The 12,320-nt window shown below is 69.7% G+C and carries 11 protein-coding genes and 1 other RNA gene; all 12 read right to left on the minus strand.

Going from position 1 to position 12,320, the window contains the following annotated elements:
• Window positions 1-156: 156 nt before the first annotated feature.
• The 12 genes from murD to SGCZBJ_RS22130 all read right to left on the minus strand — a co-directional run bounded on the left by murD (window position 157) and on the right by SGCZBJ_RS22130 (window position 12,210).
• Complete coding sequence (murD, locus tag SGCZBJ_RS22075) at window positions 157-1,566, minus strand: UDP-N-acetylmuramoyl-L-alanine--D-glutamate ligase (protein ID WP_101720081.1); 1,410 nt, start codon at window positions 1,564-1,566, stop codon at window positions 157-159.
• Window positions 1,567-1,580: 14 nt separating this feature from the next.
• The gene (mraY, locus tag SGCZBJ_RS22080) at window positions 1,581-2,696 is read right to left on the minus strand and encodes a phospho-N-acetylmuramoyl-pentapeptide-transferase (RefSeq protein ID WP_101720082.1); all 1,116 of its coding nucleotides are present in this window, start codon (window positions 2,694-2,696) and stop codon (window positions 1,581-1,583) included.
• The gene (locus SGCZBJ_RS22085; protein WP_101720083.1) at window positions 2,696-4,081 is read right to left on the minus strand and encodes a UDP-N-acetylmuramoyl-tripeptide--D-alanyl-D-alanine ligase; all 1,386 of its coding nucleotides are present in this window, start codon (window positions 4,079-4,081) and stop codon (window positions 2,696-2,698) included. The genes mraY and SGCZBJ_RS22085 overlap by 1 nt, the downstream gene beginning before the upstream one ends.
• Window positions 4,074-5,531 (minus strand): UDP-N-acetylmuramoyl-L-alanyl-D-glutamate--2,6-diaminopimelate ligase, encoded by a 1,458-nt coding sequence (locus SGCZBJ_RS22090; RefSeq protein ID WP_101720084.1) that lies wholly within the window; start codon window positions 5,529-5,531, stop codon window positions 4,074-4,076. The genes SGCZBJ_RS22085 and SGCZBJ_RS22090 overlap by 8 nt, the downstream gene beginning before the upstream one ends.
• Entirely contained in the window at window positions 5,528-7,291 is a 1,764-nt protein-coding gene (locus tag SGCZBJ_RS22095; protein ID WP_101720085.1) for a peptidoglycan D,D-transpeptidase FtsI family protein, read from the minus strand. The genes SGCZBJ_RS22090 and SGCZBJ_RS22095 overlap by 4 nt, the downstream gene beginning before the upstream one ends.
• Window positions 7,288-7,719: a cell division protein FtsL gene (gene ftsL / locus SGCZBJ_RS22100; protein WP_101720086.1), complete on the minus strand. Its 432-nt coding sequence runs from the start codon at window positions 7,717-7,719 to the stop codon at window positions 7,288-7,290. Before ftsL ends, SGCZBJ_RS22095 begins: the two co-directional genes overlap by 4 nt.
• Window positions 7,716-8,657, minus strand: coding sequence for a 16S rRNA (cytosine(1402)-N(4))-methyltransferase RsmH (rsmH, locus tag SGCZBJ_RS22105; protein ID WP_101720087.1), 942 nt, complete (start codon window positions 8,655-8,657; stop codon window positions 7,716-7,718). The genes ftsL and rsmH overlap by 4 nt, the downstream gene beginning before the upstream one ends.
• Complete coding sequence (locus tag SGCZBJ_RS22110; RefSeq protein WP_101720088.1) at window positions 8,654-9,121, minus strand: division/cell wall cluster transcriptional repressor MraZ; 468 nt, start codon at window positions 9,119-9,121, stop codon at window positions 8,654-8,656. Before SGCZBJ_RS22110 ends, rsmH begins: the two co-directional genes overlap by 4 nt.
• 268 nt (window positions 9,122-9,389) lie before the next feature.
• Window positions 9,390-9,773, minus strand: an RNA gene (rnpB, locus tag SGCZBJ_RS22115) — RNase P RNA component class A.
• 216 nt (window positions 9,774-9,989) lie between these two features.
• On the minus strand, window positions 9,990-10,595 hold the full coding sequence (locus SGCZBJ_RS22120; protein ID WP_101720089.1) for an FMN-binding negative transcriptional regulator: 606 nt from the start codon (window positions 10,593-10,595) through the stop codon (window positions 9,990-9,992).
• The gene (locus tag SGCZBJ_RS22125; RefSeq protein WP_101720090.1) at window positions 10,595-11,320 is read right to left on the minus strand and encodes an N-acetylmuramoyl-L-alanine amidase; all 726 of its coding nucleotides are present in this window, start codon (window positions 11,318-11,320) and stop codon (window positions 10,595-10,597) included. Before SGCZBJ_RS22125 ends, SGCZBJ_RS22120 begins: the two co-directional genes overlap by 1 nt.
• On the minus strand, window positions 11,317-12,210 hold the full coding sequence (locus tag SGCZBJ_RS22130) for a DMT family transporter (protein WP_101720091.1): 894 nt from the start codon (window positions 12,208-12,210) through the stop codon (window positions 11,317-11,319). The genes SGCZBJ_RS22125 and SGCZBJ_RS22130 overlap by 4 nt, the downstream gene beginning before the upstream one ends.
• Window positions 12,211-12,320 lie beyond the last annotated feature (110 nt).

Genomic DNA, 12,320 nt, shown 5'->3' on the forward strand with positions numbered 1-12,320 from the left:
TCTTCCCGTCATTCCCGCCCTCGTGGCGGGAAACCCTGGGTCCGCTCGCACGTGAAGCGCCAGCGGACTGCGAAGCAGTCCGCCCCATCCGCCCTTGCGGTTGACAGAGGGGTTCCCGCCGCAAGGGCGGGAATGACGGGAGATATAGGAGAGAGCTTAGGCCCGCTTGGCCTTGGGCTTCACCAGGCCGTTGACCGCCGCGCGGAAAGCTTCGCCGCGGGCCTCGAAGTCGCTGAACTGGTCGAACGAGGCGCAGGCGGGCGACAGCAGGACGATGGCGTCCTGCCCCGTGGCGGCGGCGTCGGCATGGGCGGCGGCGACGGCGGTCTCGATGTCGCCGCACTGCTTGACCGGAGCCTTGCCGTCGAGGGTCTTGCCGAAGTCCTCGGCCGCCTGGCCGATCAGGTAGGCGCAAGCCACGCGCGGGAACAGGTCGACCAGGTCCTCGATGCCGCCGGCCTTGGGCACGCCGCCGGCGATCCAGTAGAACTTGGGATAGCTCGACATCGCCTGGCGGGCGGCGTCGGCGTTGGTGGCCTTGCTGTCGTTGACGAAGGCGACCTTGCCGATCTTGCCGACGGTCTCCATCCGGTGCGCCAGGCCCGGGAAGGTCATCAGGCCCTCGACGGCCTGGACCGGCGGGATGCCGATGGCGATGGCGGCGGCGTAGGCGGCCGCGGCGTTCTGCCAGTTGTGGCGGCCCGGCAAGCTTCTCGCGCGAAGAAGATCGGCCATTTCCGTCACGCGCTCGCCGGTGGCGTCGTACAGCACGCCTTGCAGGGCGTAGACGCCGCGACCCATGGCCTTGCCGGCGCTGATCGGCCAGATGGTGCGGCGGTTGGCGGCGGTGATCTCGGTGCAGATCTGCTGGCACCAGGGATCGTCCACGCCGATGATCGCGGTGTCGCCCTTGCCCTGGTTCAGGAAGATGCGGCGCTTGGCGGCGATGTAGCCTTCCATCGAGCCGTGACGGTCGATGTGGTCGGGCGACAGGTTGAGCAGCACCGTGGCGTCGGCGTGCAGGCTGGAGGTCAGATCCAGCTGGTAGCTCGACAGCTCCAGCACGTAGACCGCGCCGCCGTGCATGTCCTCCAGGCCCAGGATCCCGGCTCCGATGTTGCCGCCGACGCGGGTGTCGCGGCCGGCCTGCCGGCACAGGTGACCGATCAGGGCCGTGGTCGTCGACTTGCCGTTGGTGCCGGTGATGGCGATGATCTTCGGCTTCTTGTGCTCGGGCGCGGCGTTGACCGTGCGGGCAAAGAGCTCGACGTCGCCCAGGATCTCGACGCCGGCTTCCTTGGCCTTGTCGACGGTCCAGTGGGGCTTGGGATGGGTCAGCGGCACGCCCGGCGACAGCATCAGGGCGGCGAACTGGCTCCAGTCGGCCGTGGAGAGATCGACGACCGGCAGACCCTCGGCCCGCGCGGCTTCGCGGCCAGCTTCCTTCTCGTCCCACAGCGCCACCTTGGCGCCGCCGGCGATCAGGGCGCGTGCGGCCGTCAGGCCGGTGCGGCCCAGACCGAACACCGCGACCGTCTTGTCCTCGAACCCACGGACCGGGATCATCCTACGCCCTCCCCTTACCGTAGCTTCAGCGTGGCCAGACCGACGAACGACAGCATCATCGCGACGATCCAGAAACGGACGACGACGGTGCTCTCGGCCCAGCCCAGCTTTTCGAAATGGTGATGGATCGGCGCCATCAGGAAGATGCGCTTGCCGGTCTTCTTAAAGTAGGCGACCTGGATCATCACGGAGAGCGCCTCGGCCACGAACAGGCCGCCGACGATGCCCAGCACCAGCTCGTGCTTGGCGCAGACCGCGATCGAGCCCAACGCGCCGCCCAGGGCCAGCGAGCCGGTGTCGCCCATGAAGATCTTGGCAGGGGGCGCGTTGTACCAGAGGAAGCCCATGCCGCCGCCGATGATGGCGCCGCACAGCACCGCCAGCTCGCCGACGCTCGGCACGAAGTGCAGGTTCAGATAGTCGGCGAACTTGTAGTTGCCGACGAGGTAGGCGATCAGGCCGAAGGTCGAGGCGGCGAACATCACCGGCACGATGGCCAGGCCGTCCAGGCCGTCGGTCAGGTTCACGGCGTTGGAGAAGCCGGCGATCGTGATCGCGGCGAAGGCCACGTAGAACCAGCCCAGATTGATCACCAGGTTCTTCAGGATCGGGAAGACCAGCGAGGTCTCCAGGCCCGGCGTCATCTGCGACTTCGGGGCGAAGATGATCAGGGCCACGGCCGCCAGGATCGAGACGATGAACTGGGCGACCAGTTTCTGGCTGCTCGAAAGGCCGGCGGTCGTCTGCTTGGTGACCTTGGCGTAGTCATCCATGAAACCCAGCACGCCGAAGGCCGCGGTGATGCCCAGCACCACCCAGACGTGGACGTTGCGCAGGTCGGCGAACAGCAGCGAGCCGACGAACAGGCCGGCCAGGATCATGAAACCGCCCATGGTGGGCGTGCCGGACTTCTCGAGAACGTGGCGCTCGATGCCGTCGGTGCGGATCGGCTGGCCCTTGCCCTGCTTGGCCTTCATCCAGCGGATGAAGCGCGAGCCCATGGCCACGGCCACGATGTAGGCCGTCAGCATCGACATGCCGGTGCGGAAGGTCAGGTACTTGAGCAGGTTCAGGACCGGCACGTGCTCGTGCCCGCCGCGCGAGAGCCATTCGTAGAGGAAGTACAGCATCAGACTTGTTCCCGCCGGCCGAGCGCGGACAGGGCGGCGGCGATTGCGCCGGCCCGTGACCCGTTCGACCCCTTCACCATCACCACGTCGCCCGGCTGCATGGCCGAGGCGATCTGCTGCGCCAACGCGGGCGCGGCGTCCGCATAGCCGCCCCGGCGCTCCTGCGGAAGCGCGTTCCACAGCGACATCATTAACGGCCCGGCGCAGAACACCAGATCGATGCCCGCCTGGGCGATCGGGCCCGCCAGATCGGCATGGAAGCGCGGGCTGTCGGGACCCAGCTCCAGCATGTCGGTCAGGGCCACGATCCGGCGCCCAGCGACCTTGCGCGCGCCCAGCGTGGCCAACGCGGCCTGCATCGACACCGGATTGGCGTTGTAGCTCTCGTCGACCAGGGTGAACGCCCCGCCGTCGATGGCGACCACCTGCTCGGCGCCGCGGCCCTCGATCGGCGCGAACTCGGCCAGGGCGGCCAGCGCCGTGGCGCGATCCACGCCCAGGGCTTCCAGCATCAGCAGCACGCACAGGCTGTTGGGGCCCCAATGCACGCCGGTCTGGCGGATCGGGAACGACAGCGGCTGGCCGTCCAGCTCGGCGACGACGGTCGCGCCGGCGCCCTCGACCACGAAGTCGACGAGGCGGGCGCTGGTCCCATCACGGCCGAAGCTGCGCACCACGGCGCCGGCCTTCTCGGCTTCGCCCTTCAGCAGGTCGAACCACTGGTTGTCGGCGTTCAGCACGGCGACGCCGCCGGGCTCCAGCCCGTCGAAGATTTCGGCCTTCGCGCGAGCCACGCCGATCTCGCCGTCGGCGAAGTTCTCCAGGTGCACCGGGCCGACCGTGGTGATCGCCACCGCGTGCGGACGAATGAACTTCGACAGCGGGGTGATCTCGTCCGCATGGTTCATGCCGACCTCGAACACCGCCCGCTGCGTGTCGCGCGGCATGCGGGCCAGGGTCAGCGGCACGCCGAGGTGGTTGTTGTAGGACTTCACCGAAGCGTGGGCCTTGCCGGCGCGGCGCAGGCCGGCCTCGACGGCGCGGGTGACGCTGGTCTTGCCGACCGATCCGGTGACCGCGCCGCGACGGGCCTGGGGGGCGCGCTCGCGGGCGGCGACGCCCAGGGCTTCCAAGGCCTTGAAGGTGTCGTCGACGACGACGGCGGGGGTCGCAACGGCTTGCGAGACCAGAGCCCCGGCCGCGCCCTTTTCAGCCGTCTGGGCGACGAACTCGTGGCCGTCGCGCACGCCGGCCAGGGCGATGAACAGGTCGCCCGGCTCGATGCTGCGGCTGTCGATCGACACGCCGGTGGCGGAGAAGTCGCCGGCGACAGTCCCGCCCGTCGCGGCGGCGATCTCATCGGCGGTCCAGAGCGCCTCAGCCATGGACGGCCTCCAGCGCGCTCAGGGTCTCGGCCACGTCGTCGAAGGGATGGTTGACGCCGGCCACCAGCTGGCCCTGCTCGTGACCCTTGCCGGCCACGACCAGCACGTCGCCGTCCTCCAGCAGGGCGACGCCGGCGCGGATGGCCTCGCGGCGGTCGCCGATCTCGCGCGCGCCGGGGGCGGCGGCCAGGATGGCGGCGCGGATGCTGGCCGGGTCTTCCGAACGCGGATTGTCGTCGGTCACGATGGCGACGTCGGCCAGGCGCGCGGCGATCTCGCCCATCTGCGGACGCTTGGTGCGGTCACGGTCGCCGCCGGCCCCGAACACGGCCACCAGTTTCCCACGAACGTGCGGACGCAGGGCCTTCAGCACCGTCTCCAGGCCGTCGGGGGTGTGGGCGTAGTCGACATAGGCCTCGCCCTTGCCGGTCCCCTTGCCGACACGCTGCAACCGGCCGGCCGCGCCTTCCAGCTTTTCCAGGGCGCCGAGCACGGCGTCCAGGTCCTCGCCCGTGGCCAGCACCAGGCCGGCCGCGACCAGCACGTTGCTGGCCTGGAAGTCGCCGGCCAGCGGCAGCTTCACCTCGAACTCGCGGTCCTGGGCGGCGATCTTCAGAAGCTGGCCCCAGGGGGTGGGCTCGCGCGAGACCAGCTTCAGGCCCTGGCCCTGCTCGCCCACCGACAGGATGGTCTCGCCCGAGGTCACTGCGGCGGCGGCGAAGGCCGGGAAGGCGTCGCTGTCGGCGTTCAGCACGGCAGTCGCGCCGCGCGGCAGCAGGGCCTCGAACAGGCGCAGCTTGGCGGCCCGATAGCAGCCCATGGTGCCGTGATAGTCCAGGTGGTCCTGGGTGAAGTTGGTGAAGCCGGCGGCGCTGATCTTCAGGCCGTCCAGGCGGCGCTGGTCGATGCCGTGCGACGAGGCCTCAACGGCCAGGTGGGTCACGCCCATGCTGGCCAGCTTGGCGGCCATCTCGGCGACGTCGGCGGCGTCGGGCGTGGTCAGGCCCGGCGGGGTCAGCTGCTCGTCGGGAACGCCCGGGGCGCTGACGACGACGCCCAGGGTGCCCATGCTGGCGGCCTTCTTGCCCAGCAGGGCCAGGATCTGGCGAGCGAAGCCGGCGACCGAGGTCTTGCCGTTGGTGCCGGTGACCGCAATCACCGTCGCCGGTTGCTGCGCCCAGAACTCGGCGGCGGCCAGGGCGTAGGCGCGACGGATGTCGTTGGCGTGCGCGGTGGGCACCGACAGGTCGGCGACGTCGTCGGGGGCCAGGATGGCGGCGGCGCCCGAGGCGATCGCGCCCGGAATGAAGCTGCGGCCGTCGACCTTGCTGCCCGGCAGGGCGGCGAACAGGAAGCCTTCACGCACCTTGCGGCTGTCGGCGGTGACGCCGGCGATGGCCGGGTCAGCGTCGAACGGACGGTGCAGGATCTGTGAAAGCGTCTTGGTCAAAGTCCCGCCCCTGGCGTGGTGGCTTTCGGCTGGCCGCCGGCGATGATGAGTTCGTTCCGGCGCTGGACGCCGAGGAACGGGGCGATGCGGTCGATGACCCGGCCGGCGGCCGGCGTGGCCACCCAGCCGCCCGTCGAGAAGCCGAAGGTCTTGGCCGTGCCGTGCGGTTCATCCAGCAGGATCAGGACGAAATAACGGTCGGCCTCCAGCGGCCCCTCGGTCGGGAACACCGCGGCGAAGGACGAGACCTGGCGCTGGTGGTTGTAGCCGCGGATGGCGGGATCGTACTTCTCGCCGGTGCCGGTCTTGCCGCCGACGGACAGGCCCTTGACGTCGGCGGTCTTGCCGCTGCCGCCGGTGACGTTGGCGCGCATGATCTGAAGCATCTGCTGCGAGGTCTCTTCCGACAGCACGCGCGGGCCTTCCGGGCGCACGCCGGGCGGCAGCTTGCGGATGGTCAGCGGCGGCATGGTGCCGCCGTTCAGCAGCGGGCCGAACGCGCGGGCCAGCGCCAGCGGGCTGACGTTCATGCCGTGACCGAACGAGGTGGAAGCCACCGCGTCGGTGTCCCACTTCTTGGGGGTCAGCGGACGGGCGGACTCGCGCAGCTCCACCTTGGCCGGCTTGGTCAGGCCCAGGTTGCCGTAATACTGGCTCAGCCGCTGGGCGCCGACGCCCTCGGCCAGGCGCGCGGTGCCGATGTTGGACGAGTGCTGGAACACCTCGACCAGGGTCAGGATCTTCCGCGAGGCGTGGTAGTCGTGGATCGTGCGGTAGCCCAGCTTGTAGGGCTCGCGCGCGTCGAAGGTCGAGCTGGGCGTGGCCACGCCGGTATCCAGGCCGATGGCGACGGTGAAGGCCTTGAAGGTCGAGCCCATCTCGTAGACCGAGGCGGCCGCGCGGTTCAGCTTGGCGTCGTCGCTGGCCTTGCCCGGATCGTTCGGATCGAAGTCCGGATAGCTGGCCAGGCCCAGGATCTCGCCGGTGTGGACGTTGGTGACGATGCCGACGGCGCCCTTGGGGCCGAACTCCAGGGCGGCCTTGCGCAGCTCGTCCTCGAGGGCGGCCTGGACGCGCAGGTCGATCGACAGGGCGATCGGGGCCGCGCCCTCGCCCTTGGCGGCGGCCGCGTGGATGTCGTCGTTCAGCGCGCCCTCGGCGCCGGCCAGCCCCTTGCCGCCGCCGTCGACGAAGCCGACGAAGTGCGCAGCCGAGACGCCCAGCGGATAGACGCGGCGGGCCTGTTCCTCGAACTCCACGCCCGGCAGACCCAGGTTGAAGATGGCGTCCTTCTGGGCCGGGTCGAGACCGCCCAGCAGGAAGGTGCGACGATCGCCGAAGATGGCCTTGTCCAGGCGCTTGGCCGGCACCTGCGGCAGGGCCTTGCCCAGAGCGGCGCGGGTGGCCTTGGCGTCCCAGACTTCCTTGGGGTCGATGTAGAGGGCGTAGTGGGTCAGGTCGACAGCCAGCAGCTTGCCCTCGCGGTCGACCAGGTCGCCGCGCGCGCCCTCCATGGCCGCCAGGAAGCCGCCGTTCTTGCCGGCGCTGGAGAACACCGCCGCCCAAGTGGCGCCGACGGCCAGCACCATGAAGGCGCAGGCGAACAGCGCCAGGACGAAGAAGATGCGGATGCTGGTGTCGTCTTCGGGCTTGGCCGCGGCGCGCGAGCGCTCGAAAGCGTGCTCCAGGCGCCAGACGCGCTCGACCAGCCAGCGCCAGGCCGGACCACCGCCGTGGGGAACGAGGTTGGCCAGGCTCATCGCGGAGCCTCCTCAACGCCGGTGGTGACGCCGTCGGGAGCGTCGGCGGCGGCCAGGGCCGGATCGGCCGCGGCGGCCACCGGCGGGGCGGGCAGCTTCGAGGCCGGGATCGGCTTGCGGGCGACGTCGATCAGCGCGTCCTCGCTGGTCTCGCGATCGGGCGCGATCGGGGCCAGCTGGGCGGCCTGGGCCAGGGATTCGATGCGACGCGGCTGCTCGAGGTGCGCGACCTCGGCCTTCAGCAGGCGCACCTTGATGCGCTCTTCCTCGATCTGGCGCTCGACCGAGGCGATCTCGGCGCGCTCGCGACCGGCGAAGGCCTTGGCCATGTAGACGCCCAGCACCAGGGTCAGCAGCACCCCGATGCCGACGATGTCGACGACGCGGAAGCCGCGCACGCGGCGATGGAAGACCTCCGAGATCCTCATGCCGAGGCCTCCCAGACGGGGGCCTCGGTGCGGACGGCGGCGCGCAGCTTGGACGAGCGGGCGCGCGGATTGACGGCAAGCTCTTCCTCGCCCGGCGCGATGGCCTTGGTCGAGATCAGCTTGAAGCTGGGGGGCGCGCCGGCGGCGGTCGGCGGCGCGTGGCGCGAGCCGCCCGGCGTGCGGCCGGCGCGCTCGGCCAGGAAGTTCTTTACGATGCGGTCTTCCAGCGAGTGGAAGGTCACGACCGCCAGGCGGCCGCCCGGCTTCAGCACGGCCTCGGCGGCGGCCAGACCCGCCTCCAGCTCGCCCAACTCGTCATTGACGGCGATGCGCAGCCCCTGGAACGAGCGGGTGGCCGGATGCACCTTGGCGCCCTTGCGGCCGCCGAGCGCCCGCTCGATCACGGCCGCCAGGTCCAGCGTGCGGGTGAACGGCTCTTCGGCGCGGCGCTTGACGATGAAGCTGGCCACGCGGCGCGAGGCGTGCTCCTCGCCGTAGACATAGAGGATGCGGGCCAGCTCGACCTGGTCGAGGGTGTTGACCAGATCGGCGGCCGTGGGGCCGTCGTCGCCCATGCGCATGTCCAGCGGACCGTCGCGCATGAAGGAGAAGCCGCGCTCGGCTTCGTCGAGCTGCATGGAAGACACGCCAAGATCCAGGGTTACGCCGTCCACCGACGCAGGCCCAAAATAGGCGGTGATTTGCGAGAAACGGTCCTGAATCAGCCGAAAGCGACCATCCGCCGCGGGAAGATCGGTCGTGAAGCGCTGCACCGTCGGATCGCGGTCGAAGGCCGTGACCGACGCGCCCGAACCCAGGATCGCGCGGGTGTAGCCGCCGGCGCCGAAGGTGCCGTCCAGGATCATGTCGCCGGGCTTGGCGTCGAGCGCGGCGACGACTTCGCCCAGCAGGACCGAGATGTGCGGGGCGGCGCTCATGCGGCGCCTCCCAGGCGGGCTGTGCGCTGCTGGGCGCGCAGGGCGGCCAAGCCGTCGCGGGCCAGTTCGCGCTGGGTCGCGCGGTGGGCCTGGAAGGCGTCGCGCGACCAGATCTGGAAGCGCTCGCCCAGGCCCACGATCGTCACTTCGTCCGTCAGGCCGAACATGTCGCACAGGACGTCGGGCAGGGTGATGCGGCCGGCGGTGTCGAACGACAGGCGAGCCATGCCGCCCAGGACGCTGGTTTCCAGCGCCGAGCGCACCGGGTCGCCGAAGGGCAGCTCGTCGATCACCGCCTGGTAGCGGTCGAACAGGGCCTTGCCGCCGGCTTCAAGGCAGTCGGCCTCGATCGAGGGGAAGCAGAAGATGCCGTCGAAGGGGCCCGAGACGGCGGCGCGGAACTCCTGCGGCACCACGAGGCGCCGCTTGCTGTCCAGCTGCTTCTCGAACGTCGAGAGGAACACCCCGCCAACCCTTGCCCAAAACACGGTCGCCCCAGCACGAGTCCGACCGGCCCGAATGGGTTAACATGGGATGAAGTGGGAAACAATGACACCAGCGGCCATTTCGCCAGGAATTCAAAGGCGCTAGCGGTAATATCGAACCGCTGAAATTGGTTAATTTCGGAACATACAGACAACTGAATTTCTATCCACAGACTCGCGCACAGATGCATCCCATCGCGGCCCATTTGCAGGGGCCTTGGGGCGCTTGGGGTTGCGGAAAGTTTGATGGACCAGACGGCCTGTAAGCCGGGTTCTGTGCCGCCCCTGTGAACAGGGACGCGACGATCATTCCTCTTGGCCGTCCATTGCTGGACGACTCTCGCGACCAACCCGGATCCTCTCGGCCAGTGACGACCTAGCCGGCAAGCCGGCGCGGGATCCCTATTCGGTCTTGCTCCAGGCGGGGCTTGCCATGCCGTCCCTGTCGCCAGGTCCGCGGTGGGCTCTTACCCCACCCTTTCACCCTTCCCGCCCCGTAGGGAGGAGGTTTGCTTTCTGTGGCGCTTTCCCTGGGATCGCTCCCGGTGGGCGTTACCCACCGCCTTGTCACCGTGGAGCCCGGACTTTCCTCGACTCCCTTGCGGGATACCGCGATCGCCCGGCCATCTGGTCCGCGCGCTGTTTGCGCCGAGCGGCGGCGAAGGTCAATGACGGATGCTCTCCCCACCTCCCGCCATTCCCGCCCTTGTGGCGGGAAACCCTGGTTCCGTTCGCAGGTGAAGTGCAAGCGGACTGCCCAGCAGTCCGCCCCGACCGCCCTTGTGGCTGAAAGAGGGGTTCCCGCCACAAGGGCGGGAATGACGGGAGAAATGGGAAAGGCCGAGCCCTACCCCTCGCCCCGCATCAAGCCCGCCACCGGATGATCCCCCAGGGCTTCGATCACGCCCGCGCGTTCGGAGTCGCGCTTGTTCTGGCCCAGCTTGAACGTGCCTTCGAGGCGCTCGACGTGCAGCCGTGCGCCGACGATGCCGCGCAGCAGGGCCTCGAACTTCGCGGGCGTCATCTTGTCCCGCGTCCAGACCGGCTTGGGCAGGAGGCGCGCCTCCTCCTGGGCCGAAAGGTCGTCGAGCAGCTGGATCGTCTCGGCGCCCGACAGCGGCGTCACGAAGCCCTCGGCCTCGACGCTGACGTAGTTCCAGGTCGGGACCTGATCGTCGGTCCCGTACCAATCGGGGCTGACATAGGCGTGCGGTCCGCTCGCCAGGGCCACGGCGGAAAAGCCCGTCACCACCGCCCCGGCCAGGGCGTTCATCCGCGACAGATGGAAATCGAGGAACAGCCCGTCGGCGCCCAGGTCGCGCACCACCACGGGGGCCTGGGCCACGAACGGCCGACCGCCGACGCTGGCGCACAGCGTCACGAACGAATGCTCGGCGAAGAAGGCGAGCAGCCGCGCGCGGTCCTCGACGTGGAAAGCCCTGGCCGGATGCATCAGGCGCCAGCCGCGGCCCGCAGCAGACCCACCAGGCGCGCGCGGGTCTCGCCGTCGGCCACGCCGTCGAAGCGGCTTTGCAGCCAGTGGCGCTGGAAGGCGCCGACCACGGTCTCGGTCCATTCGTCGTACTGGCCCGAGGGGGCGCAGTCGAAGCCCAGGCGCGTCAGGCCCGCTTGCAGCGCGAAGACGCCGGTCCCCTCCTCGCCCCGGCCCAGCGGCGCGCCAGGCGAGGACGGCGGCTCGACCCACAGGCCATGACCGCTCTCGGCCAGGCGCTTCCAGGGGAACAGCTCGCCCGGATCGATCTTGCGCGCGGGGGCGACGTCGGAGTGGCCGATGATGCGGTCGTCGTCGATGGTCCAGCGCGAGCGGATGTCGGCCAGCAGGTTGATCACCGAGGCGATCTGGGCGTCGGGAAAGGCGCGATAGCCGAACTCGTGGCCCGGATTGACGATCTCGATGCCGATCGAGGACGAGTTGATGTCGCGGACGCCCTTCCAGAAGGCCGCGCCGGCGTGCCAGGCCCGCCGCTCCTCGGCCACCAGGCGGAACACCCGGCCGTCTTCCTCCACCAGATAGTGGGCGCTGACCTTGGCTTCGGGATCACGCAGGCGCTCGATGGCCGCCTCGCCGCTCTCCATGCCGGTGTAGTGCAGCACGACGGTGTCGGGCACGGCCTTGCGGGCGTCGAAGTTCGGCGACGGGGCCTCGACGATGGTCATTGCGAGCGGTCCTTGAGAAACATCAGAAGCGGCGTCACCTGGTTGCGGCGCAGGGCCACGATCAGCACGCCGGCCAGGGCCAGGGCCGCGCCCAGGCCCATGCGCAGGTCGAAATGGTCATGGGTGATGGCCACGCCAAGACCGATGGTCATCAGCGGCGTCATCAGGGTGAGCGGAGCGATCAGGTTGGCCTCGTAGCGCTGGATCAGCCCGTAATAGCCGGTGTGGGCGATCACCGACACCACCAGCGCCGAATAGGCCACGGCGGCCACGAACGGCCAGCCGGCCTCGAAGGCCTTGTCGCCGGCGCCGGGCTCGAGCGCCAGACTGGCGGCGGCCAGCAGCCAGACCGAGGTGAAGCCCACCCAGGCCTGCAACTGCAACGGCTTCACCCGCTGGATCTGCTTCATCATCACCGCGCCAAGCGAGCCGGCCAGGGCCGAGGCCACCACCAGCCACAGGCCCATCGACAGCGAAAAGCCGTGCGGGTTCCAGATCACGATCAGCGCGCCGGCCAGGGTCAGGGCGATGCCGACGCCGCGCCGCCAGTGGATCTTCTCGCCCAGCATCAGCACCGATAGCAGGGTGGTGAAGGGCACGCCCGCCTGCACCACCACCGCCGCGGCCGACGGCGAGGCGGTCTTGAAGCCCATGAACAGCAGCGCAAAGCCCCCTGCCCCCATCAGCACGCCGACCATCAGCATCCGCCAGGTCGGCCGGGGCGCGGGCAGCAGCCACGGCAGGGTCACAGCCGCGACCAACGCAAAGCGCACCGCCGCATAGAACAGCGGCGGCACGCCCCAATGGGCGACCACGATCTTGGAGACGATGTTGTTGCTGGCCCAGATCAGGCAGATCAGCACCAACAGGCCGAAGTCGCGTAGGGACATGGCCTCCCGCATACGCGGGCACGAGGACCATGCGCAATGAAAACCGACGCCATCGCACGCGCCGCAATTGACGTCGGGTCCAAACGGTCGTTTGCTGGTGAACATCGTTC

The organism is Caulobacter zeae (genome assembly GCF_002858925.1).
In the GTDB taxonomy this organism is placed as follows: domain Bacteria; phylum Pseudomonadota; class Alphaproteobacteria; order Caulobacterales; family Caulobacteraceae; genus Caulobacter; species Caulobacter zeae.